The 23766-nt window shown below is 62.7% G+C and carries 23 protein-coding genes; 15 read left to right on the forward strand and 8 right to left on the reverse strand.

The window, feature by feature from the left end; genetic code table 11:
- Positions 1 to 104 precede the first annotated feature (104 nt).
- From DNJ95_RS01640 to DNJ95_RS01655, 4 genes are all read left to right on the forward strand, one after another.
- The gene (locus DNJ95_RS01640; RefSeq protein WP_131182990.1) at positions 105 to 1301 is read left to right on the forward strand and encodes a quaternary amine ABC transporter ATP-binding protein; all 1197 of its coding nucleotides are present in this window, start codon (positions 105 to 107) and stop codon (positions 1299 to 1301) included.
- 4 nt (positions 1302 to 1305) lie between these two features.
- On the forward strand, positions 1306 to 2181 hold the full coding sequence (locus DNJ95_RS01645; RefSeq protein ID WP_131182991.1) for an ABC transporter permease: 876 nt from the start codon (positions 1306 to 1308) through the stop codon (positions 2179 to 2181).
- Between the two features lie 29 nt (positions 2182 to 2210).
- Complete coding sequence (locus DNJ95_RS01650) at positions 2211 to 3155, forward strand: choline ABC transporter substrate-binding protein (RefSeq protein WP_131182992.1); 945 nt, start codon at positions 2211 to 2213, stop codon at positions 3153 to 3155.
- A gap of 107 nt (positions 3156 to 3262) precedes the next feature.
- Positions 3263 to 4114: a glycine betaine ABC transporter substrate-binding protein gene (locus DNJ95_RS01655; RefSeq protein WP_131182993.1), complete on the forward strand. Its 852-nt coding sequence runs from the start codon at positions 3263 to 3265 to the stop codon at positions 4112 to 4114.
- 209 nt (positions 4115 to 4323) lie between these two features.
- Here the strand turns inward: DNJ95_RS01655 and rraA are convergent, their stop codons facing one another.
- From rraA to DNJ95_RS01670, 3 genes are all read right to left on the reverse strand, one after another.
- Complete coding sequence (gene rraA / locus DNJ95_RS01660) at positions 4324 to 4812, reverse strand: ribonuclease E activity regulator RraA (RefSeq protein ID WP_131182994.1); 489 nt, start codon at positions 4810 to 4812, stop codon at positions 4324 to 4326.
- Positions 4813 to 5780: 968 nt separating this feature from the next.
- Entirely contained in the window at positions 5781 to 7436 is a 1656-nt protein-coding gene (locus DNJ95_RS01665) for a cation acetate symporter (protein ID WP_131182995.1), read from the reverse strand.
- Positions 7433 to 7747, reverse strand: a complete 315-nt coding sequence (locus tag DNJ95_RS01670; protein WP_131182996.1) for a DUF485 domain-containing protein — start codon at positions 7745 to 7747, stop codon at positions 7433 to 7435. The genes DNJ95_RS01665 and DNJ95_RS01670 overlap by 4 nt, the downstream gene beginning before the upstream one ends.
- 215 nt (positions 7748 to 7962) lie before the next feature.
- On the opposite strand from DNJ95_RS01670, the gene DNJ95_RS01675 reads away from it, so the two are divergent.
- Positions 7963 to 9519: a glycoside hydrolase family 17 protein gene (locus DNJ95_RS01675; protein ID WP_420824372.1), complete on the forward strand. Its 1557-nt coding sequence runs from the start codon at positions 7963 to 7965 to the stop codon at positions 9517 to 9519.
- A gap of 520 nt (positions 9520 to 10039) precedes the next feature.
- Here the strand turns inward: DNJ95_RS01675 and DNJ95_RS01680 are convergent.
- A complete protein-coding gene (locus DNJ95_RS01680) occupies positions 10040 to 10309 on the reverse strand; it encodes a hypothetical protein (RefSeq protein ID WP_420856754.1) in 270 nt (89 codons plus the stop codon).
- A 316-nt stretch (positions 10310 to 10625) separates the two neighbouring features.
- Here DNJ95_RS01680 and DNJ95_RS01685 point away from each other — a divergent pair, with 316 nt between their 5' ends.
- Complete coding sequence (locus DNJ95_RS01685) at positions 10626 to 11984, forward strand: serine/threonine protein kinase (protein ID WP_242671848.1); 1359 nt, start codon at positions 10626 to 10628, stop codon at positions 11982 to 11984.
- Positions 11981 to 12757 (forward strand): MlaA family lipoprotein, encoded by a 777-nt coding sequence (locus DNJ95_RS01690; protein ID WP_131182998.1) that lies wholly within the window; start codon positions 11981 to 11983, stop codon positions 12755 to 12757. Before DNJ95_RS01685 ends, DNJ95_RS01690 begins: the two co-directional genes overlap by 4 nt.
- Before the next feature lie 152 nt (positions 12758 to 12909).
- On the opposite strand, the gene DNJ95_RS01695 is transcribed toward DNJ95_RS01690, so the two are convergent.
- On the reverse strand, positions 12910 to 13830 hold the full coding sequence (locus DNJ95_RS01695; RefSeq protein ID WP_131182999.1) for a lipid A biosynthesis lauroyl acyltransferase: 921 nt from the start codon (positions 13828 to 13830) through the stop codon (positions 12910 to 12912).
- 1029 nt (positions 13831 to 14859) lie between these two features.
- Here DNJ95_RS01695 and DNJ95_RS01700 point away from each other — a divergent pair.
- Both DNJ95_RS01700 and DNJ95_RS19625 read left to right on the forward strand, forming a co-directional pair.
- Positions 14860 to 15330, forward strand: a complete 471-nt coding sequence (locus DNJ95_RS01700) for a Dps family protein (protein ID WP_131183206.1) — start codon at positions 14860 to 14862, stop codon at positions 15328 to 15330.
- Between the two features lie 234 nt (positions 15331 to 15564).
- Positions 15565 to 16176, forward strand: coding sequence for a cold-shock protein (locus DNJ95_RS19625; protein ID WP_131183000.1), 612 nt, complete (start codon positions 15565 to 15567; stop codon positions 16174 to 16176).
- 39 nt (positions 16177 to 16215) lie between these two features.
- Here the strand turns inward: DNJ95_RS19625 and DNJ95_RS01710 are convergent, their stop codons facing one another.
- Both DNJ95_RS01710 and DNJ95_RS01715 read right to left on the reverse strand, forming a co-directional pair.
- On the reverse strand, positions 16216 to 16425 hold the full coding sequence (locus tag DNJ95_RS01710) for a SlyX family protein (RefSeq protein WP_131183001.1): 210 nt from the start codon (positions 16423 to 16425) through the stop codon (positions 16216 to 16218).
- 1 nt (position 16426) lies between these two features.
- Positions 16427 to 16846 (reverse strand): HIT family protein, encoded by a 420-nt coding sequence (locus DNJ95_RS01715; protein WP_131183002.1) that lies wholly within the window; start codon positions 16844 to 16846, stop codon positions 16427 to 16429.
- A gap of 460 nt (positions 16847 to 17306) precedes the next feature.
- On the opposite strand from DNJ95_RS01715, the gene DNJ95_RS01720 reads away from it, so the two are divergent.
- From DNJ95_RS01720 to DNJ95_RS01730, 3 genes are all read left to right on the forward strand, one after another.
- A complete protein-coding gene (locus DNJ95_RS01720; protein ID WP_131183003.1) occupies positions 17307 to 18593 on the forward strand; it encodes an OprD family porin in 1287 nt (428 codons plus the stop codon).
- Between the two features lie 165 nt (positions 18594 to 18758).
- Positions 18759 to 20474 carry a proline--tRNA ligase gene (locus tag DNJ95_RS01725; protein ID WP_131183004.1) on the forward strand — a complete coding sequence of 572 codons (1716 nt, stop codon included), beginning with the start codon at positions 18759 to 18761 and terminating at the stop codon, positions 20472 to 20474.
- Positions 20475 to 20483: 9 nt separating this feature from the next.
- Positions 20484 to 21377 carry a hypothetical protein gene (locus DNJ95_RS01730; RefSeq protein WP_131183005.1) on the forward strand — a complete coding sequence of 298 codons (894 nt, stop codon included), beginning with the start codon at positions 20484 to 20486 and terminating at the stop codon, positions 21375 to 21377.
- Between the two features lie 75 nt (positions 21378 to 21452).
- Here DNJ95_RS01730 and DNJ95_RS01735 read toward each other — a convergent pair whose 3' ends face one another.
- Positions 21453 to 21905 carry a TlpA disulfide reductase family protein gene (locus DNJ95_RS01735; RefSeq protein ID WP_131183006.1) on the reverse strand — a complete coding sequence of 151 codons (453 nt, stop codon included), beginning with the start codon at positions 21903 to 21905 and terminating at the stop codon, positions 21453 to 21455.
- Between the two features lie 419 nt (positions 21906 to 22324).
- Between DNJ95_RS01735 and arsC the strand changes: the two genes are divergently transcribed.
- The 3 genes from arsC to DNJ95_RS01750 are packed head-to-tail and all read left to right on the forward strand — an operon-like array spanning position 22325 to position 23683.
- Positions 22325 to 22678 (forward strand): arsenate reductase (glutaredoxin), encoded by a 354-nt coding sequence (gene arsC / locus DNJ95_RS01740; protein ID WP_131183007.1) that lies wholly within the window; start codon positions 22325 to 22327, stop codon positions 22676 to 22678.
- Positions 22675 to 23280: an NAD(P)H:quinone oxidoreductase gene (gene wrbA, locus DNJ95_RS01745; protein WP_131183008.1), complete on the forward strand. Its 606-nt coding sequence runs from the start codon at positions 22675 to 22677 to the stop codon at positions 23278 to 23280. Before arsC ends, wrbA begins: the two co-directional genes overlap by 4 nt.
- Positions 23273 to 23683, forward strand: coding sequence for a DUF2069 domain-containing protein (locus DNJ95_RS01750; RefSeq protein ID WP_131183009.1), 411 nt, complete (start codon positions 23273 to 23275; stop codon positions 23681 to 23683). The genes wrbA and DNJ95_RS01750 overlap by 8 nt, the downstream gene beginning before the upstream one ends.
- The last annotated feature ends 83 nt before the right edge of the window (positions 23684 to 23766 follow it).

Genomic DNA, 23766 nt, shown 5'->3' on the forward strand with positions numbered 1-23766 from the left:
ATGCAGGCAAGACCATCATGCTGCCCATGCAACACCACCGTGAACCGGGCGCCCGGCTTGCCAGAGCGGCGGTGCGCTCCGACTGGATACTGAGGAAACATGCTATGCAATCCGAAAAAGTCGTGGTCAGAAACCTGTTCAAGGTATTCGGTTCACAACCCCAGGCCGCAGTCGAACGTTTCAAGCAGGGCTGGAGCAAGGAACGCCTGCTCGCCGAGCGAAACGCGGTGGTCGGCGTCGGCGATGTCTCGTTCAGCGTCATGAAAGGCGAGATATTCGTACTGATGGGGCTCTCCGGCTCCGGCAAATCCACGCTTATCCGGCTGATCAACCGGCTGATCGAGCCGAGCGCCGGCGATGTCTTCATCGATGGCCAGAACGTCGCCAAGCTGTCCAGGGAAAAACTCATCGAGCTGCGCCGCCGCGACATGAGCATGGTATTCCAGTCGTTCGCCCTGATGCCTTCGCGCACCATCCTGGAAAACGCCAGCTTCGGCCTGGAAGTGGCCGGCGATGGGCGCAAACTGCGCGAGAAGGTCGCCATGCAGGTGCTCGAACAGGTCGGCCTGGCCAGCTTCGCCCACAAGTACCCGCATGAGTTGTCCGGCGGCATGCAACAGCGGGTCGGCCTGGCCCGGGCGCTGGCCGTGGACCCTTCGCTGATGATCATGGACGAGGCCTTCTCCGCGCTCGACCCGCTCAAGCGCCGGGAAATGCAGGATGTCCTCCTGCAACTGCAGAGGAAGGACCGCCGTACCATCATCTTCGTCTCCCACGACATCGAGGAGGCAATGCGCATCGGCAGCCGCATCGGCATCATGGAAGGCGGCCGGCTGATCCAGGTCGGCACCCCGCAGGAACTGATCGAAAACCCCGCCAACGAATACGTGCGCAACTTCTTCGACACGGTCGATACCAGCCGCTACCTCACCGCCGGCCAGCTCAAGAGCGACAGCGTGCCGGTCTACGTGCACAACGGCAAGGCGCCGGACGCCGGGCAGGTCTGTCGGGAACTGCTGGCCAACGACAAGCACTACGCGTTCATCGTCGACCAGCGGAACAACTTCCAGGGCTCCATCAGCCTCGAGAGGATCGCCCTGCTGGTGAAAGGCAACGACCAACTGCGCCTGGAGGCGGACCTGCTCAAGCAAATCGAACCGGTACCCGAAGACCTGCCGCTGGACCAGGTGATCCAGCGTCTGGTGAACAACGAGGGGCCGATCCCGGTGGTCGACCACCAAGGCCTCTATACCGGCGCAATCAGCAAAGGCCGGCTGCTGAGCCGCCTGCAGGAGGAATAAGGCGATGAGTGAAAAACTGGACCTCGGCAACTGGGTCAACGAAACCGTGAACCACCTGCTGGAAAACCATAGTGCGGTATTCGATAACATCGGCGGCCTGGTCAGCGGCTTCTCCAATGGCGTCGAGACACTTCTGCTGCTACCACCCGCCTGGCTGCTGATCGGCCTGTTCACCGCCCTCGGCCTGTGGCGCATAGGCATAGGCTTCGCACTGTTCACCGCCATCGCCTTCGTGCTGATCGTGCTCACCGGCTTCTGGGAACAGACCGTGGTGACCCTCGGCCTGACCTTCTCCTCGACCCTGATCAGCCTGCTGCTCGGCATACCTCTGGGTATCTGGTCGGCCCGGCGAGAACGGGTGGCCATGGTCATCCGGCCGATCCTCGACTTCATGCAGACCATGCCGGCGTTCGTCTACCTGATTCCCGCCGCCATGCTGTTCGGCCTCGGCCGGGTGCCAGGGATCATCGCCACGGTGATCTTCGCCATGCCACCGGCCGTGCGCCTGACCAGCCTGGGCATCCGCCAGGTCAACAAGGAACTGGTCGAGGCCGGCCAATCGTTCGGCTGCGACAACTGGCAACTGCTGTTCAAGGTGCAGTTGCCCAACGCGATGCCATCGATCATGGCCGGCGTCAACCAGACCATCATGATGGCCCTGTCGATGGTCATCATCGCCTCGATGGTCGGTGCGGGCGGCCTGGGCAACGACGTACTGGCCAGTATCCAGCGGCTGGACATCGGCCTCGGCTTCGAGAGCGGCATGGCCGTGGTACTGCTGGCGATCATCCTCGACCGCATCACCGAAAGCTTCGGCACCCCGCTGACGGCCAGGCGCGGCCTGCTCGCCTGGTTCAGCGGCAAACTGCAAAACCAGTAAGTCACTGTCTCGCCCATGAGGACCCGTAGATGAAAATGATCAAGATCATAACCGCAGTCGGCTTGCTCTCCTGCGCACTCATGCAGGGTGCCCAGGCCCAGGAGCCTGCCAGTTGCAAACAGGTGCGTTTCGCCGTGATCGGCTGGGCCGACATAACCGCCACCACCGGTGTGGCCATGACCCTGGTCGAAGGCCTGGGCTACCGAACACGCCAGATCATGGCCTCGGTACCGATCGCCTTCACCGGCATAAAGAATGGCCAGGTCGACGTTTTCCTCGGTTACTGGGCACCTTCCATGGATTCGGTGATCGAGCCCTTCCTCGCCAACAACGGCGTCAAGGTGCTGGAGAAACCCAACCTGGAAAACGCCAAGTACACCCTTGCGGTGCCCACCTACAGCGCCGAGGCCGGGCTGAAGAGCTTCCAGGACATCGCCAGGTTCAAAGAGCAGCTCGGTGGCCAGATCTACGGCATCGAGCCGGGCAACGACGGCAACCTGCTGATCGCCGACATGATCAAGAACGACCAGTTCGACCTCGGCGACTTCAAGATGGTCGAGTCCAGCGAGGCCGGCATGCTGGTGCAGGTGTCCCGCGCGATCAGGCGCCAGGAGCCGGTGGTATTCCTCGGCTGGGCCCCGCACCCGATGAACACCCAGTTCGACATAACCTACCTGAGCGGCGGCGACGACGTATTCGGCCCCGACTACGGTGCCGCCAAGGTCTACACCGTGGTGCCGCCGGACTACGAGGCGCGTTGCCACAACGTCGGCAAACTGCTGCACAACCTGCAGTTCACCATCGAGCAGGAAAGCCAGTTGATGGAAAAGGTACTGAACAATGAAAACCCGCAAACCGTGGCCAGGAACTGGCTCAAGACCAATCCGGAAATCCTCGACCAGTGGCTGAGCGGCGTGACCACCTTCGACGGCCAGGACGGCGTGCTCGCGGTGAAGAAACACATCGGGCTTTAAAGCCCAAGCCTTGCAACGTGCTATCGGGCAACAACGGCCATAAAGCCGAGAACACAGGACCACATTCGAAGCGAACCAGGAACATCAATCGACCTACGGAGCAACCAATGCACAGACTCAAAAGCATCCGCCTGGGCCTCGCCGCCCTGGCCCTCGGCATGGGCACCGCCTTCGCCGCCGACAAACCCAGCCTGAAGATCGGCTACGTCAATGGCTGGGACGATAGCGTCGCCGCCACCCACGTCGCTGGCGAGATCCTGCAGAGCAGGCTCGGCTACCCGATCGAACTGAAACCGGTCGAGCCGGCCATCATGTGGCAGGGCGTGGCCCGCGGCGACCTCGACGCCACCCTCTCCGCATGGCTGCCGGCCACCCATGGCGAATACCACGAGAAGCTCAAGGACCGGATCGAAGTGCTCGGCCCCAACTACGTGGAGGCCAAGATCGGCCTGATCGTGCCCGACTACGTACAGGCCAGGAGCATCGCCGAGCTCGACACCTACGCCAAGGACTTCGGGGGGCAGATCGTCGGCATCGATGCCGGTGCCGGTGTGATGCGCCGCACCGAGGACGCCATCAAGGCCTATGGCCTCAGCGAAATTCGCCTGCTGCCCAGTTCCGGCGCAGGCATGGCCACCGCCCTGGCCCGTGCGGAGAAGGCCGGCAAGCCGATCGTGGTGACCGGCTGGATTCCGCACTGGATGTTCGCCAAATGGAACCTGCGCTTCCTCGAAGACCCACAGAAAGTCTTCGGCGAAGCCGAGCACATCGACACGGTGATCAACCCCGGCCTAAGACCCAAGGCCGCCGATGCCGTCGCCTTCCTCGGCAAGTTCTCCTGGGGCGCGGCGGACGTCGGCGAAGTGATGCTGGCCATCCACGATGGCGCCAAGCCGGCTGCCGCCGCCAAGGCCTGGGTCGAGAAAAACCCTGAAAAGGTCAATGCCTGGCTGGAATAGCGACACACCCCGGCCAATTGCCCACGGTAGGCGAAGCCCGGCCCCATCGGGTAAGCGGGCGCATGCCTCCCAGCATCGCCGAAAGACCATTATCGGGCAGAAGCATCTGGAAGCCGCTGCAGGGTGCGCCGTGCGCACCGGCAAGCGCCGCGCAGCCCCCGGTGCGCACGGCGTACCCTACGTGGAATTCCGCTTCCGCCCAACCTCCCTCAGGCCGGCATGCTCAATGCCTGGGGCGAGACGATGATGCCGTTGTTGTCAGCGTAGACATATTCGCCCGGGCGGAAGGTGACGCCACAGAAGGTGACCGCCACGTTCAGGTCGCCGATACCACGCTTGTCGGTCTTCAACGGGTGGCTGGCCAGGGCCTGGACACCCAGATCGGTCTGCGCGATCACATCCACGTCGCGCACGCAGCCATACACCAGGATGCCTTCCCAGCCGTTGCGCGCGGCCTTCTCGGCCAGCATGTCGCCCAGCAGCGCCCGGCGCAGCGAACCACCACCGTCGACCACCAGCACCTTGCCCGTGCCGTCTAGCTCGACCTGCTCCTTGACCAGAGAGTTGTCTTCGAAGCACTTGATGGTGACGATCTCGCCACCGAAGGAGTCGCGCCCGCCGAAGTTGCTGAAAATGGGCTCGACCACCTGGATCAGTTCGGGGTAAGCATCACACAGGTCGGGGGTAACGTAATGCATGGTGTATCTCCTTGGTTGAATGTGGAAACCGGCATGCGCCGATTATGCATATTGTTCTCATCGACAGACAAAGATGCCGATATGAAAAACCGGGCGACCGCCCTATGCGCTGGAAAACTGGAGGCTAGACGAAAAACACGGGATAGCCCGTACTTTCATCCAGCGCCCCGGCCTCCAGGATCTTTATCGCGGCGCCTTCGCCGCGGGTAACGGCATGGCGCGTCCGCTCTGAATCGGGTAGGAGGCGGGGTCGCCCCCGCCGTCCTCCCACACCACCGTACGTACGGTTACGTATACGGCGGTTCCCGCCTACTGATAAACCACCTCAGCGGGCTTGGTTCCGTTGATGTGTCGCCTGTGGTATCCAAGCGCCCAGGCCGGCCCTCGGAGTTTCCGACTCCTGCCTCCTGATGGTCTCGACCGCCGCTGTTCACGACGTTTCTGCTTTACGCTCCAACAGAGATCACACCTGACTATCCACTCATGGCAGGTTCAGCCCTTCGCTGCTCCGGTTTCGGGCAACTACTACGGCCTCGGCTGACTTCTGTTCGCCCATCCCGTCATCTCGCGATACCGGTAGCACATGGCAGGCCAAACAGATCTCCCTGGGTAATTCGCGCGACCTTCCTGCTTATGCCTGTCGGATTTACGTCGCAGCGTTCCGTGCAAGTATTGGGCTTTGGCAATCATGGCTACCTTACCCGCTACGCCGCCTCTATCCGCTTCCTGTTCGTCAGGCCAGCATTTTGCCTTCGGCTTCCTTCAGACTCGCAGTCACCCACGACACCCTTGCCGTTCAGCTAACACTCCCCCTTGCCGGGTGTGTAGAGGACTTTCACCTCCAAGTCACCAACGAGGCCACCACAGCCAAGCTGGTTGCGGCTCACGCGCAACGCGCCATGCCTGGCGCACCAAAAAAAAGGGGCAGCCGTCACCGGCCACCCCTTTCCTTGCCTACGGCTCAAGACTCAGTGCGAGACCGCACCTGTAGCGCCCAGCCCGGTTTGCGAACGAACGAACTGCGGGAAGAACCGCGCACGCTCCTCATTGGCAGACTGCGACTTGTCGGTGACCGAGAAGATCCAGATACCGATGAACGCAACCAGGATGGAGAACAGCGCCGGGTAGGAGTACGGGAAGATCGCCTGCTCGTAGCCCAGTACCTGTACCCACACGGTCGGGCTGAGAACGGTCAGCGCCAGCGCGGTGAACAGGCCAAGCGCACCGCCGACCAGCGCACCGCGGGTGGTCAGGCCTTTCCAGTACATGGAGAGGAACAGCACCGGGAAGTTGCAGCTGGCGGCGATGGAGAATGCCAGGCCGACCATGAAGGCGATGTTCTGCTTCTCGAAGGCGACACCCAGCAGGATCGCGACCACACCCAGGGACAGCGTGGTGATCTTGGTCACACGCATCTCGTCCTCTTCCTTGGCCTTGCCCTTCTTGATCACGCAGGCATACAGGTCATGGGAAACCGCGGAGGCGCCCGCCAGGGTCAGGCCGGCGACCACCGCGAGGATGGTGGCGAAGGCCACGGCGGAGATGAAGCCGAGGAACAGGTTGCCACCGACGGCGCTGGCCAGGTGCACGGCCACCATGTTGGTGCCACCGACGATCGCCCCGGTGAGGTCGCGGAAGTCCGGGTTGGTGCTGACCAGCAGGATCGCGCCGAAACCGATGATGAAGGTCAGGATGTAGAAGTAGCCGATGAAGCCGGTCGCGTAGAACACGCTCTTGCGCGCTTCCTTGGCATCGGAGACGGTGAAGAAGCGCATCAGGATGTGCGGCAGGCCGGCGGTACCGAACATCAGCGCCATGCCCAGGGAGATCGCGGAGATCGGGTCGCTGACCAGGCCGCCAGGGCTCATGATCGCGGTACCCTTCTCATGGATGTCGACCGCCTGCGAGAACAGCGCGCCGAAGTTGAAGCCGACGTGCTTCATCACCATGACCGCCATGAAGGTGGCGCCGGACAGCAGCAGGACCGCCTTGATGATCTGCACCCAGGTGGTGGCCAGCATGCCGCCGAACAGCACGTACATGACCATCAGCACGCCGACCAGGATCACCGCGACATAGTAGTCGAGGCCGAACAGCAACTGGATCAGCTTGCCGGCGCCGACCATCTGCGCGATCAGGTAGAAGGCCACCACGGTCAGGCCACCCAGCGCCGAGAGGATGCGGATCTGCGTCTGCCCCAGGCGATAGGACGCCACGTCGGAGAAGCTGAACTTGCCCAGGTTGCGCAGGCGCTCGGCCATCAGGAACAGGATCAGCGGCCAGCCGACCAGGAAGCCGATGGAATAGATCAGGCCATCGTAGCCGCTGGTGTACACCAGCGCGGAAATCCCCAGGAAGGAGGCGGCCGACATGAAGTCACCCGCGATCGCCAGACCGTTCTGGAAACCGGTGATGCTGCCACCAGCCGTGTAGTAGTCGGACGTCGAAGTATTGCGCTTGGCGGCCCACTTGGTAATGCCCATGGTCGCGATGATGAACACCACGAACATGACGATCGCCGTCCAGTTGGTCGGCTGCTTCTGTACGGCGCCAGTCAGCGCATCCGCCATCAGCAAAGGGGATGCAGCCATCAGGGCGGCTGCGGAGAACAGACGAGCGATCATCGCTGCACCTCATCCAGGATTTCTTGGTTGATACGGTCGAACTCGCCGTTGGCGCGATGGACGTAGACACCGGTCAGGATGAAGGCCAGGAAGATCACCCCCAGGCCCAGGGGAATACCCCAGGTAATCACGGTTCCGGAATGCAGGGGAATGCCGAACAGATGCGGCTCGAAAGCGATCACCAGGATAAAGGCCAGGTAGGCCAGCAGCATGATGGCCGACAAGGTCCAGGCAAAGCGATTGCGCTTGCCGACCAGTTCCTTGAAGCGGGGATTCTCGTAGATTTGGCGGTACACATTTTCATTGTTCATTGGATTTTTATGCTCCACACGTTCAGCCCCCCACGTTGCAGGAGAGCAGGAAGCTACTTTAGGGCCACCACCGGGCTTTTCCACACGACCTTAGTCGTCTTTTTTCGACAATTTCTTACCGACACCACACCTTCGGCAGCAACCGCTCTCGCACAATGCTTACAGATCGACGACCATAGGCCGGCAAGTACGCCCGTCATACGGTTTCCGGCCCAATGCGCCCGTTTTCGCCCCCTCTACGCCCCCTCTATTTTGTTACCTGTATTTTCACGAGCCTGCTGATGGCCTGTTTCTGGCATATGTCCGGACGAACGGTACAAATGCCGGATGCCCTGCCGGCCCAGGCAAAACTGCAGTGCGTTTCCTACAGCCCCTTCGACAAGCACCAGTCGCCATTCGAACAGCCCCTGGCACTGCGCCCCGAACGCATGGACGCCGATCTGGCGCTGCTGGCCGAGCGCTTCGACTGCATCCGCACCTATTCGACCAGCGGCCTGGAAGGCATCCCCGAACTGGCCCGCAAACATGGGCTCAAGCTGCTGATGGGCGCCTGGGTCAGCGCCGACCGGCAACAGACCCGGCAGGAGCTGGACACCCTGGTCCGCTTGGCCAACGCCAATAGCGATATCGTCCAGGCCGTGATCGTCGGCAACGAAACCCTGTTGCGCCGGGAAGTCACCGCCAGCCACCTGGCTGACCTGATCGCACAGGTCAGACAGGCGGTCACCGTGCCGGTCACCTATGCCGATGTCTGGGAGTTCTGGCTGAAACATCCCGAGATCGCACCCGCCGTCGACTTCCTGACCATCCACCTGCTGCCCTACTGGGAGGACGAGCCCAGCGCCATCGAGGACGCCTTGCACGAAGTCGAGCAGGTTCGCCGGGTGTTCGGCAACGCCTTCGCGCCCAAGGACATTCTGATCGGCGAAACCGGCTGGCCGAGCGCCGGCCGCCAGCGTGAAAGCGCCGTGGCCGACAGGATCAACCAGGCCGCCTTCATCCGCGGTTTCGTCCAACTGGCCAACGCCAATGGCTGGCGCTACAACCTGATCGAGGCTTTCGACCAACCCTGGAAACGCGCCAGCGAAGGAACCGTGGGCGGCTACTGGGGGCTGTACGACGCCGACCGCCAGGACAAGGGCATCCTGCACGGCCCGCTGTCCAACCAGCCGCTCTGGCCGCTCTGGCTGGCCGGCAGCCTGGGCCTGTGGCTGCTGGCGCTCGCCCTCGGCGGCATGCCCCGGCGCCTGCGCGACATACCCGCCCACTGCCTGATCGGAGCGGTCGGCGCCATCAGCCTGGCGCTCTGGCTGCAGGCACTCATGCAAGACAGCCGCAACCAGGCGGAACTGGCCTGGGCCCTGGCCCTCGCGGCACTCAACCTCGTGGTCTTGCTGCACACCAGCCTGGCCCACGGCAGCCGCCAGGCATGGCGAACCCCGGCCCTCGCCTGGCTCGACGCGCAAGCCCCGCGGCTACTGCTGGCCAGCGGCTTCGCCGGCGCGGTGATGACCCTGGGCCTGGTTTTCGACGCACGCTACCGGGGGTTTCCGAGCACGGCCCTGCTACTGCCGGCCCTCGCCTATGCCTACCGCGCCGTACCCGCCTACCCGCGGCAATCGTCGCTGCTGCTGGCTCTGCTCTGCGCCGGAATTACCCCGCAGCTCTACCAGGAAGGGCTGGCCAACCATCAGGCGGTGGCCTGGGCGCTGGTCAGCCTACTGCTGGCCCTGGCGCTCTGGCGCGGCCTGCGCGCACGGGAGCCTTCGTAGCAGCGCTTTGTGAGCGGCGACGGTCATTCCCAGGCAGGCAATCCCCTGTTTCAGGGGGCGATACAGTGCGAGCGGATTGGCAATCCAGTATGAGGCTCATCGTAGGCCGCTGGCGGTGCCCTGGTGGCCGGGCTCGCGGCGAATACCGAGGTGACGATGGAAAGAGCCGTCAGTGCAGTGCCGAGTCATTCGCAAGGCTTTCGGTTTCGCAGGCTGTTTCTTTCAGGCGCCGCCGAGAGTGGCTGTGCGGATGCCTGGTGGCGGGACGGGGCCTTCGCCGCCATGGATGGCGTGAAGAGCTACAGGGAGGTATTCACGCGTGCCCCGTCACGCCGCCAGGCATTCGCACAGGGACGCTGAGCCCGAGAGCGCACTCCACAATCCTGAAGCCGCACACTATTGACAATCCGCTCGCGACGAGGAGGAAACACACCACTGTGGCGTACGCCTGCTTTCCTCGCGTGCCCCCAGACTCCAGCGCCCAGTCCACCCTGTCTACTACGTGGCTGTCGCCAAAGCGTCAGCGCACCAGGCGCAACCCGGCAAGCACCAGGGCGAACGAGGCCAAGGTGGCGTTATAGAGCACCAAGGCCGGAACGGCGAATACCAGCGCCACGACAGCCAGCCAGCCGCCCATGCGCCCTGGCCAGACGAAGGCCAGCAGCGCCGCCGCCAGCCCGAGCCAGCCGGCCAGGCGCAGATGGATCGCCAGCCCCAGCAGGTCACGCAGGCGGCACGCGAACAGGCCCGGATCATCGCCGCACAGCGCCAGCCATCGGGTATCCTCCATAAGGCCCATGCGTATGCCATAGCTGCCGGCCAGCAATACCCCCACCAACGCACCAATCCATACAAACGCACCAATCCATACAAACGCCCCACCCCATACAAAAGCCGAACGATGCGGCATTCATAAACTCCAAGTAGTCTGAAAATCATCGAGGCCTGCCAATGTCAGGCAATCGCGCCATAGGGTTATGCTGTGCCAGGCGTTTTTTCCGAGCCGTACAGCGCATGACGCATCACCCTGTGGCATCCCACTGGACACCCGACGGCGCCCGGCTAGATAGTACAGCGCGCCCGTAGCCCCCATGGAGAATTAACGCATGCCCCTGTTGTTGTGCATCAGCGTGTTGGCCTCGATGCTGCTGGCCCTCCCGGGCCATGCAGCGGATATTCGCCCGGAACATTACGGATACCCACTGCACAACCCATTCGAGGCGACGATCGCCGGCACCCCCGCAGCCCTGCGTGCCGACCTGCCGGATGACGATGCCATCCGCCAGAAGGATTACAGCCTGAGGCTGCTGCCGGAACGCGAATACCGCCTGCCCGCCAACTTCTGGCCGGTGAAGCGCCTGAGCTATCGCCTGGCCCGGCAATCGGGAGCGGCGCCGCTGATATTCATCATCGCCGGCACCGGCTCCAACTACGCCACCGGCAGCAACGAGCTGCTGAAAAAGATCTTCTACGGCGCCGGCTATCACGTCGTGCAGATTTCCTCCCCCACCAGCTACGACTTCATGGCCGCAGCCTCCCAGAATGCCACCCCCGGCTACAGCCCCGACGACGCCAAGGATATCTACCGGGTGATGCAGGCCATCCGCGCCCAGCAGCACGAACTGCCGGTCACCGACTACTTCCTGGCCGGCTACAGCCTCGGTGCCCTGCACGCCGCATTCGTCAGCCAGCTCGACGAAACCCGGCGCAGCTTCGATTTCAAGCGAGTGCTGCTGCTCAACCCTCCGGTCAACCTGCATACCTCGATCAGCAACATGGACCGACTGGTGCAGGCGCAAGTACCCGACCTGGACCGGCAGACCACCTTCTACGAGCTGATCCTCGACAAACTGGCCAGCTACTACCAGCGCAAAGGCTACATCGACCTCAACGAAGCGATGCTTTTCGACTTCCAGCAGTCCCCGCAGCGCTTGACCGATGAACAGTTGGCCATGCTGATCGGCATCACCTTCCGCTTCTTCTCGGCGGACATGGCCTTCACCTCGGACCTGATCAACCGCCGCGGCCTGATCACCACGCCCGGGCAGAAGATCAGCGAAGGCACCAGCCTCGAACCGCTGTTCCGCAAGGCGCTGCAATGCAATTTCGGCTGCTACATGGAAGAACAACTGATGCCCTTCTGGCGCAAGCGGCACAACGGTGGCGACCTGCAGCAACTGGTCAGCCAGGTCAGCCTGTATGCACTGCGAGACTATCTGCACGGCAACCGCAAGATCGCCGTCATGCACAATGCCGACGACATCATCCTCGGCCCGGGAGACCTGGGCTTCCTGCGCCAGACCTTCGGCGAGCGCCTGACCCTCTACCCCTACGGCGGGCATTGCGGCAACTTCGGCTACACCGACAACGTCCGCCATATGCTGGAGTTCATGAGCGGCCAGGCACAGCCGCCAGCAACCGACATCGCCGCCGTCCAACCCTCTGCGAAGAGTAATGACCGATGAACCGCCGCCATATCCCGTTTCTCGCGGCCCTGCTGCTCACGCTGCCCTGCGCCCATGCCCACGAGGCGCAACCCGATAGCGACGGATTCAAACAGCCACTGCGCAGCCTGACCTTCAATCCAGGCCTGGACCAGCACGAATTCGAACGGGCGACCCTGCGCGCACTGAAGATTCACGACCCCTTCGAATCGTTCAACCGGCGCATGTACCACTTCAACTATCGCCTCGATCAATGGGTCATGCTGCCCACGGTGCGCGGCTATCAGGCGGTGACTCCTCGCTTCGTGCGGACCGGCGTCAGCAACTTCTTCAATAACCTGGGCGAGATTTCCAACCTGAGCAACAGCCTGCTGCAGGGCAAAGGCGTTCGCGCCATGAATGCCACTGCGCGCCTGCTGTTCAACAGCATCATCGGCGTGGGTGGTGTATGGGACCCGGCAACCCGCATGGGCCTGGTGCGCCAGAGCGAAGACTTCGGCCAGACCCTGGGCTTCTACGGCGTACCGGCCGGCCCCTATCTGATCCTGCCGGCGCTCGGCCCCTCGAATGCCCGCGATACCGGTGGCCGAGTGTTCGACTTCGCCGCCGAACGCCAGATGAACTACCTCGACTATGCCCAGGCCAGCGGCGAAGGCCTGGAACTGACCGCACTGCGTCTGGTGGATATCCGCTACAGCACGCCATTCCGCTATGGCCAGCTCAACTCCCCATTCGAATACGAGAAGCTGCGCTACATCTACAGCAAGGCCAGGGAATTGCAGATACAGGAATAAGCAGTTACAAGCGTAATCAGGGTGGAAGGCGCTCCAGAAACCCTGCCAGGCCCTTTATGGCCTGCCATTCATGGCAGCCACCCTTCGGGCCGTCGCTGCGCGACGTTAAACATGGCTCCAGGCCATTTTTCCTTGCAGCTTGTGGCTTGCCGCTAATAAAGCCCCTCCTCCCCCTCCGGCCGGGTCTTGAAGCGTCGGTGTGCCCACAGGTACTGCTCAGGCAGGGCCGTGACTTCCCGCTCGATCCACTGGTTGATGCGCAGGCAGTCCGCCGCCTCGCTCTCGCCTGGGAAATCCGCCAGGGGCGCATGCAGGGTGAGCCGGTAACCGGAGCCATCGGCGAGGCGTTCCTGGGTAAAAGGCACGACCCTGGCCTTGCCCAGGCGGGCGAACTTGCTGGTGGCGGTCACGGTGGCGGCGCTGATACCGAACAGGGGTACGAACAGACTCTGCTTGCGCCCGTAATCCTGGTCCGGCGCATACCAGATCGCCCGCCCGGCACGCAGCACCTTGAGCATCGTGCGCACGTCCTCGCGCTCGATCGCGGTGGCATCCGGGTTATGCCGCTCGCGACCGCGGCGCTGCACATAGTCGAACAGCGGGTTCTTGTGCTGGCGGTACATGCCGTCGATGGTATGCCGCTGCCCGAGCAGTGCCGCGCCGATCTCCAGCGTGGTGAAGTGCAGCGCCATCAGGATCACACCCTGCCCCTCGGCGGCTGCACGCTGCAAGTGCTCGAGACCTTCGACGTGCGCCAGCCGCTGCAACCGCCGCTGCGGCCACCACCAGCTCATCGCCATCTCGAAGAATGCAATGCCGGTGGAAATGAAATTCGCTTTGAGCAGGCGCTCCCGCTGGCCAGCATCGAGGTGGCCCAGGCACAGTTGCAGATTGCGCCGGGCGATCCGCCGCCGCGCCCCCGCCAGCCGATACATGGCCAGCCCCAGCCCGCGGCCCAGCACCAGCAAGACACGATAGGGCAACTGCACCAGCAGCCACAGCGACCCAAGCCCCAGCCAGAGCGGCCAGAAGCGCGGGTGCAGGAAATAGATACGGAAACGTGGACGCTCCATCGGCAGGCTCGCGTTCGAAAAGCCCGCATTCTAGCACTTGCTTCCCCGCTGAACGCTCTCGCCAGGCTACGCCATCGGGGCAATCGCATGAACGCTCACCTCAGCTCCCGGGCACGCATATGTCCTGCGTCAGGAGGCGAGACGGTGTGACTGGGTTGGCAATCCAGTGTGCGTTTCATCGTACGCCGCTGGCAGTATCCTGGTGTCCGTGGTGTCGCGAACCCGGCCAGTCCCGCTACGAAACACGCATGAACCCGTCGCCCATATGAATAAGGGGGTGCTCTTCGTCGACACCCCTGTCGGCGAAGGTTTCGTAGCGGGGCTGGTCGGGCGCGCGGCAAATACCGGAACGACTATGGAAAAATCCGTCAGCGCACTGCGCGATCATTGGTAGGGCTTTCGGTTTCGCCGGCGCTTTCCCACAGGCGCCGCTGATAGTGGCTGTGCGGATGCCTGGTGGCGGGGCGGGGCCTTCGCCGCCAGGGATGGCGGCGAAGAGCTACAGGGATGTATTCACGCGTGCCCCATCCCGCCACCAGGCATTCGCACAGGGACGATGTGCCCGAGATCACGCTCTACGATCCAGAAACCAGAAACCAGAAACCAGAAACACTATTGCCAATCCAGTCGCAACGAGACAGCTCACAATTACCCGGCTTCCACGGCCATGGAACGGGGTTTCATGCGATCGCCCTGGCCATGCCATCGGGGCGATCGCGCCATACGCGGGAAAGCGTCCAGAAGAACACTGGAAGACTGGATGCAAGAGCGGGGCAACAGTGTTTTTCGTCCAGCGTTCCAGCCCCCAGCGCTTTTACCGAAGCGCATTTATCCTGGATACCGACATGGCGCGCCCCTGGGTGCATCGCCTGCTTTTTGCCTGCCGCCCGAAGCCGCTCGTTGAAAAAACAGGGAACCAGTCGCTCGCGGACGCTTCCAATACCCATGCATTGAAAACGAACATTTCGCGCCTTGGCGATCTATGCTGAAATCGCGATGAATCACCGGGTAGCCATAGAGGAGAAGTACATGAAAATCGATATCGGTATTACAGAAAAGGATCGTTCGGCCATTGCCGATGGCCTCGCACACCTGCTGGCGGACACCTACACCCTGTATCTGAAGACCCATAACTTCCACTGGAACGTCACCGGACCGATGTTCAACACGCTGCACCTGATGTTCGAAACCCAGTACACGGAGCTGGCCCTGGCCGTCGATGCGATCGCCGAGCGGATTCGCGCCCTGGGCTTCCCCGCACCCGGAACCTATTCGGCCTATGCGCGCCTTTCCTCGATCAAGGAGGAAGAAGGCATTCCCAGTGCAGAAGAAATGATTCGCCTGCTGGTTCAGGGGCAGGAAGCGGTTGTCCGCACCGCACGCGGCATATTCCCCCTGCTGGAAAAGGTCAGCGACGAACCGACTGCCGACCTGCTGACGCAACGCATGCAGATTCACGAAAAAACGGCATGGATGCTGCGCAGCCTGCTGGCCAAATGATCCGGCACACCACGGTATAGCGCACCGCGGGGGGCACTTCGCTGCCCCCTGAAACATACCCTCGACAAGCTCATTTGAGCGCCAGCGCCCTTTCCTGTTAAATACGCCGCGCTGCACGCCCCCGAGACGCCTTTCCATCCAGGCCGTTTCTCTCTCGACTGATCGAGCCTCTATATCGCGCACTCGGCGGCGGCGGTCATCATCTGTCGAGTCATCAACCGTGAGTCATTGAAAATGTTGAAAATCGTTCATGTTCTGACGGGCATCGTCGCCCTGCTGCTGTCATTCATCCCCAGCCTGCGCGGGGAAATCCCACTCCTGTTGCAACCCGAAGCACTCTGCCTGTTCCTGCTGGGCCTGCTGAATATCCAGTTCATCACATCAAAACACTTGAATACCGACCGCAGGACCCGCCCGGTCATCGCTGCTGTCTCGGCTCTACTGGTACTTTCAGTCGCTATCCAGGTCCTGATCGTGCTGGTTCCCCTCGGTTTCCTCGCCGGCCAGCCGGCCACGCTCGCCAGCCTGCTGCTGGCGGTGGTCGCGACCCTGTTGCAACTGTGCGCCGACCAGATCAAAGGCCGCCGCGCCAGCGTCAATCGCACTCGCAGCGCCCCCCAGCAGGCAACCGGCAATGCCATCGGCCGGGAGCAAGGCACGGTGAAGTGGTTCAACACCTCCAAGGGCTTCGGCTTCATCTCGCGGGACAGCGGTGATGATGTCTTCGTGCACTTCCGGGCGATCCGCGGGGATGGGCATCGCATCCTCGTCGAAGGGCAACGGGTGGAGTTCACCATCATGATGCGTGACAAGGGCCTGCAGGCCGAGGATGTCAGTATCCTGTGACCGATACAGGGCAGCCCGCCGCCGCGGGCTGTCGCCCTGTCAGTAATGCGGGGGTGGCGCTTCCTCTTCCTCGCCCCCGCCTACTCTGCTCAAGAGCTCTTCCTGCCGTTTGAGCAACAACTCCATCTGTCGCCCCATACGTTCCAGTACGCGCTGCTGAGTGGCAATCACATCGCTCAGTGTCTGGAGGGTGTCGTCCTGAAACGCCAGGCGGCTTTCAAGATCGTCGATGCGGGCCTGCATATCCATTTCAGGCTCCGAAATCGAAATCGGTCAGAACCAGCCGCAACTTGTCCCTGATGCCCCGTATCTGCTCGTCCGTATAGGCGATAGGCGTCTGCCGCCCCCATACCGGGGCAGGCCAGGCGGCATCATCCCGGCGCCGGGCGATGACATGCACATGCAACTGGCTGACGACATTGCCCAGCGTCGCCACATTCATCTTGTCCGCGGCGAAGGTGTCCTTCAGCGTTTCCGCCAGGCGGCCCGCCTCCTGCCACAAGAGCCGCTGATCGGCGACATCCAACTGGAACACTTCGCTGACCTCCTCGCGCCGTGGCACCAGGATAAACCAGGGATAGTGCGCATCGTTCATCAGTAACAGCCGGCACAGGGGGAAATCGCCCAGCGATACGGTATCCCGCTCCAGGCGCGAATCGAGAATGAACATAGGCAAAACTCCTTCGGATAGCGGTGTGACATGGTGTCGCTAAAACCCACGCCAGTCAAAGCGCGGGCCACACCGCAAGACGGATCATCGCGACCAGGGTAGCGCGTCATGGGGCACGGGGCCGTGCGATGTCGTGATCCGCTGGCAAGCTGCTCCGATAAAGGCCTGGGGGCTGGAAAGCTGGACGAAAAACACCGGCGGTGGCGCTCTTTCGTCCAGCCTCCAGCTTTCCAGCGCTGTTTTCGGCGCTTGGCAGCGCATGGCGCGATCGCCCCGGGTCATGGGACGGAAGCGGAGACTAAAGTCGCAGGTATGAATATAATGCCGGCCACCTCCCGGCGTACCGGCACAGACCGACGCAGGGACGGCACACGGAATAGCTCGGACAGGACAAGGCTTTTTTTCATAGAACAAGAGCGATAAACAGAGCTACTGATTTAAACCCAATGGAGCACCCAAGATGAAACTGATGAAATGGAGCGTCATGGCGCTCGCCGTCGCAGCAGGTACCTCGCAAATCGCAATCGCCGGTCAACAATCCGAAGCCCAGGGCTTCGTCGAAGGCGCGAAAGCCGACCTGCTGTTGCGCAACGCCTACTTCCTTCGTGACCATGGCGACAGGGTCAAGGATCAGTCCCGCTGGGGCCAGGGCTTCATCGCCACCTTCGAATCCGGCTTCACCCAGGGCACCGTCGGTGTCGGCGTGGATGCCTACGGCCTGCTCGGCGTCAAGCTCGATACCGGCAAGAGCCGCAATGACGGCGGCATCGGCTTCTTCGCCACCGACAGCGACGGCGATGCACAGAAAGACGTTTCCGAAGCCGGCGCAGCCATCAAGTTCCGTGTATCCAGCAGCGTACTGAAATACGGCAACCAGTTGCCATCGCTGCCGGTACTGTCCCACGACACCACCCGCCTGCTGCCGCAGACCTTCACCGGTACCCTGCTGACCAGCAACGAGATCGACGGCCTGGAAGTCAACGCAGGTCGCTTCACCTCGCAGAACGACAAGAACACCGCAGGCTGGGACAGCAGCAACAGCCTGAAGTCCATCGACGTGATCGGCGGTAGCTACGCCTTCAACGACAACCTGAGCGCGGCGCTGTACTACTCCGACATCGAGGATGTCGCCGAGAAGAAATACGCCAACCTGGCCTATGTCCTGCCGCTGGCCGACCAGCAATCCCTGGGCTTCGACTTCAATATCTACAAGACCGACTACAAAAAAGGCTTCGTAGAGTCTTATACCACCGACGTCGACAACGGCATCCCGGGCGTTCGCGAAAGTCGTAGCAATACTATCTGGAGTCTGGCTGCCAAGTACTCGGTAGGCGCCCATGCATTCATCCTCGCCCACCAGCGTAATACCGGCGACGAAGGCTACAAGTACGACATCGGCGACGGCGGCAATGCCATCTACCTGGCCAACTCCTTCCTGTCCGACTTCAACTCCAAGGACGAGCGCTCCTGGCAGGCCAGCTACGAGCTGGACTTCTCCGGCTACGGCGTACCCGGCCTGTTCTGGAAATCCGCCTATATCCGCGGCAGCAACATCGACCGCGGCGCAGACCGGAGCGCGGGCAGCGAGCGCGAGTTCTTCAACCAGGTTTCCTACGTTATCCAGGACGGCCCGGCCAAGGACCTGTCCTTCAAGGTCCGCAACTCGATCCTGAAAACCAGCAATGGCTACTGGAACGATATGAACGAAGTCCGCGTATTCGTCGAATACCCGCTGAGCATCCTGTAACCCGGGACGCCTGATCGTTCGTAACGAGCAAAACCCGGCATCCGCCGGGTTTTGCCCTTTCAGGGCGGGCGCTTTCCCCGTATCGCCTCCTGTACGCACCCCGAGCGGGGCCGTACAATGCCGTCCATTCCCATCCGCCTTCCTGCAAGGACATCCCGGACAGCCATGCGTACCAGCCAGTTCCTGCTCTCGACCCTGAAAGAAACGCCCTCCGACGCCGTCGTCATCAGCCACCAGTTGATGCTGCGCGCCGGGATGATCCGTAAACTGGCGTCGGGGCTCTATACCTGGATGCCGATGGGCCTGCGCGCCCTGCGCAAGGCCGAAGCCATCGTGCGCGACGAGATGAACAAGGCCGGCGCCCTGGAAGTGCTGATGCCCGCCATCCAGCCCGCCGAACTGTGGCAGGAATCCGGCCGCTGGGAACAATATGGCCCGGAACTGCTGCGCGTGAAGGACCGCCATGACCGCGAGTTCTGCGTCGGCCCGACCCACGAGGAAGTCATCACCGATCTGGCGCGCAACGAACTGAGCAGCTACAAGCAGTTGCCGATCAATTTCTTCCAGATCCAGACCAAGTTCCGCGACGAGATCCGCCCACGCTTCGGCCTGATGCGCGGCCGCGAGTTCCTGATGAAGGATGCCTACTCCTTCCACCTGGACCAGGAATCCCTGCAACAGACCTACGACCGCATGCACCAGGCCTACTGCAACGTGTTCACCCGCCTGGGGCTGAACTTCCGTCCGGTGCAGGCCGATACCGGTTCCATCGGCGGTACCGGCTCCCATGAATTCCACGTCCTGGCCGACTCCGGCGAGGACGATATCGCCTTCAGCGACAGCTCCGACTACGCCGCCAACATCGAAAAGGCCGAAGCCATCCCGCGTGAAAGCGAACGTGGCGCGGCCAGCGAAACGCTGCGCCTGGTCGATACGCCGAATACCAAGACCATCGCCGCGCTGGTCGAGCAGTTCGGCCTGCCGATCGAGAAGACCATCAAGACCCTGGTCGTGCATGGCGTCGAGCAAGGCCAACTGGTTGCCCTGGTGATTCGCGGCGACCACGAACTGAACGAAATCAAAGCCGCCAACCTGGAGCAGGTCGCCAGCCCGCTGGTATTCGCCAGCGAAGCCGAGATACGCGCCGCCATCGGTGCCGGCCCTGGCTCCCTCGGCCCGCTGAACCTGCCGATCCCGGTCATCATCGACCGTTCGGTCGCCCTGATCAGCGACTTCGGCGCCGGCGCCAATATCGAGGACAAGCACTATTTCGGCGTCAACTGGGAGCGTGACCTGCCGCTGCCACAGGTCGCCGACCTGCGCAACGTGGTGGAAGGCGACCCGAGCCCGGATGGCCAGGGCAAGCTGGTGATCAAGCGCGGCATCGAGGTCGGGCATATCTTCCAGCTCGGCACCAAGTACAGCGAAGCCATGAACTGCACCGTCATGGGCGAGAATGGCAAACCGGCCACGCTGACCATGGGCTGCTACGGTATCGGCGTATCCCGTGTGGTCGCGGCGGCCATCGAGCAGAGTCACGACGCGCGCGGCATTATCTGGCCGGATGCCCTGGCGCCCTTCCAGATCGCCCTGGTGCCGATGAAGTACGACAGCGAAGTGGTACGCGAAGCCACCGACAGGCTCTATGCCGAGCTTGCCGGCGCAGGTTACGAAGTCCTGCTCGATGACCGTGACAAAAAGACCAGTCCGGGCGTCAAATTCGCCGACATGGAACTGATCGGCATACCGCATCGCATCGTCGTCAGCGAGCGTGGCCTGGCTGAAGGTGCCCTCGAGTACAAGCACCGCCGCGATGAACAACCCCAGAGCATTGCACTGGCCGATATCCTGTCCTTTATTCAATCGCGAGTTCAACGCTGACAGGAAATCATGCCTACCCGACGTTCCATTGCATCACTCTGCGTGGCGCTGGCCCTGGCCGGTTGCGCCAACCAGTTGCCACAGCGCAGCGAGCTAGAAGCCCGCGCCGAACGGACGCTGGTCGATCACAACCTGCGCATCGAGGTCGGCGAACCGGTGCTGCAGTTGCCGCAGCGGCGTATCCGTATCCAGGACCAGAAGACCTTCGAGGTCACCGACTTCGAGGTCACGCGCCGCTATGACCGCTACACACCCTACCAGGCCTGGCGCGAACTCTACGAAATCCCGCTGGGCGCGGTCGCGGTGGTGGCGGGTGTCGGCGCCAACATCCTCAACGTGCTCCTGCTCGGCAGCCTGCCGGAAAGCGTCACCCGCGGCTGGATCGACTATGGCTTCGCCGGGCTCAATCCATTCATGAACGTGGAGTCCAACGGTCGCTCGCAGCAGAACCTGGCCAGCCTGGAAGAACAACGCCGCGCCGCACGGCTGGAATACTCCAGCCTGCCCTGGGCGGAACGCCCGGTGGCCGTGAGGGCCGCCTCGCAGCACCACGAACTGCTCACCGACCGCAACGGCATCCTGCACCTGAACCTGCTGGACGAAGACCTCGGCAAGGCCGACCGGCTGCACCTGAGCGTCGAGGACCCCCAGGATCACGTCAGGGCCGACGAAGTGCTGCTCGTCAGCCGCGACCTGCAGCAGACACTGCATGAAGCCCACGAGCTGATCTTCGGCGACCTGGAAAGCGACGATGTCGGCCAGTGGGTACAGCGTGTCGAGCGTCTGGAACAACTCGGCCTCGAAGAGGAAGCCAGCGAACTGGAACTGAGCCTGATCGAACTGACCCGCGACGACCCGGAATTGCAGCGGGAACTCCTCGACCGCCTGCAACAGGCGCGCTGAGGCGACAAGCGGCAAAGCATGACAGGTGCTCACTCCATGGATAACGGGGAGGCCACTCGCCTGCTCTGCTTGCCGCTATCGCTCCTCCCGCCAGATACCCAGGATGCCGTCGCGGGTCTGCTCACCGACCAGCGTCCTGCGCAACGCCCCCTTGTCGTCGATCAGGTAGCTCACCGGCAGTACCTCGCTGCGTGGCAGTTGCAGACGTTCTGAAGGGTCATCGCCCAGTACGGTGAACTCGATCCCCAGCACCTGCGCCGCGGCGCTCAGTTCATCGCCTTGCAAACCATCGAAATTCACCCCGAGCACCTGCAACCCGGTATCGGCGGCGGCCAGCTCATTCAGCTCGGGGATCTCGGTCCGGCACGGGCCGCACCACTCGGCCCAGTAGTTGACCAGCAACCAGCGCCCTTCCAGTTCCGACGACTCGACCGTGCGGCCATGCTGGTCAGGCCCCCAGTCCGCGCCACAGGCACTCAACAGCAGTGCGGCGCCAAACCACAGCCCCTTGAAAGCATTTCCAGACATCGACTTCTCCCGTGCCCCGTTCCAATGAAACAAGAACTATCCCGTTGCTTGAAAGCTGTCTCTCGCAGCGTAGGAGCGGGCCTCGGACATAAAGCGCCGGTGCCCAGCGGCACCCCATTGGCGGGCGCCCCTCCTACGGGCTTTCGGCCCTTGTCCATGATCCACCCGACACCTGCATGCCGGGCGATCGCGCGATGCCGTTATTCACTGGCAAGGGGCTTCGATAAAGCGCCGGAGGCTGGAAAGCCGGACGAAAAACAGCGATTGCCACGCTCTTTCATCCGGCCTCAAGCCTTCCAGCGCTGTTTTCGGCTGTTTGCCGTGCATCGCGCGATCGTCCTGCCACCTGCATGGCATGTCATTCAGGCAGCGGCGCATAACGGCTAGAATACCCGCAGAACTGGCCAGAAGTGGACGATATGACCGAACTCATCCTTTATCACAACCCGCGCTGCTCCAAATCCCGCGGCGCGCTCGAACTTCTGCAGGCCCGCGGCCTGCAACCACGCATCGTGCGCTACCTGGAAACCCCGCCAAGCCCGGCTGAGCTGACAGACTTGCTGGCCAGGCTGGGCATCCCCGCCCGCCAGTTGCTGCGCACCTCGGAAGAAGAATACAAGACCCAGGGGCTGGACGACGCAAGCCTGGACGACGAGAAAATCATCGCCGCCATGGCCGCGCATCCCCGCCTGATCGAGCGGCCGATCCTCGTCGTCGGCAAGCGGGCGGTGGTCGGCCGGCCGCCGGAGCGTGTACTGGAGATACTGTCGTGAGCGCGCCCTATGTGCTCGTGCTGTATTACAGCCGCCATGGCGCCACCGCGGAAATGGCCCGCCATATCGCCCGTGGGGTGGAGATGGCCGGCCTGGAAGCGAGGCTGCGCAGCGTGCCGGAAGTCTCCACCGAATGCGAGGCCGTGGCCCCTGCCATTCCCGAACAGGGCGCGGTCTACGTCAGCCCGGATGACCTCAAGCACTGCTCGGCCCTGGCGCTCGGCAGCCCGACACGCTTCGGCAATATGGCCGCGCCGCTCAAATACTTCCTCGATGGCACCAGCAGCCTGTGGCTGACCGGCGAGTTGGTCGGCAAGCCGGCGGGTGTCTTCACCTCTACCGCCAGCCTGCACGGGGGCCAGGAGAGCACCCTGCTGTCGATGCTGCTGCCACTGCTGCACCACGGCATGCTGGTGCTGGGCCTGCCCTACAGTGAAAGCGCCCTGCTGGAAACCCGGGGCGGCGGCACGCCCTATGGGGCCAGCCACCACGCCGGGGCCGACGGCAAGCGCCCACTGGACGAACACGAAATCGCCCTGTGCCGTGCCCTTGGGCAGCGCCTGGCGCGGACCGCCAGAAGCCTGGAGAACGACCTTGGCTAGAAAGCCCCGCCCCCTGCCTTCCCTGCAATGGCTGGCTCCCAGGGTCAGCTTCAGCCGCTGGCTCAGCCTGCTCAGTTTCGCTGCCCTGGCTGTGCTCCTGCTGGCCTGGAACCTGCTGTTCGCGGACCTGCACGGCGCCCGTACCTGGGTCGTCCTGAGCATCCAGTTGCTGCCCCTGTTGCTGATGGCGCCCGGCATCATTGCCGGTAGCCCGAGGGCGCATGCCTGGACCTGCTTCATCGTCAACCTGTACTTCATCCAGGGCGTACTGGCCTGCATCGACCCGGCCCGTCAGTTCTATGGCGCGCTGGAGGTGCTGTTCAGCCTGGCACTGTTCATCGCGGCACTGCTCTACACACGCTGGAGCTACCAGTACCAGCGCAAACTGAGCGGAGAGCTGTAAAGCCTGGCGGGACCACGCAAAACGGCCAGCCTTTTCCGCGCTCAAACCATAGAAAATTGCGCCATATGGAATTTATTGGTCAA

The sequence above is a fragment of the Stutzerimonas kirkiae genome, assembly GCF_004327335.1.
Classification (GTDB): Bacteria; Pseudomonadota; Gammaproteobacteria; order Pseudomonadales; family Pseudomonadaceae; genus Stutzerimonas; species Stutzerimonas kirkiae.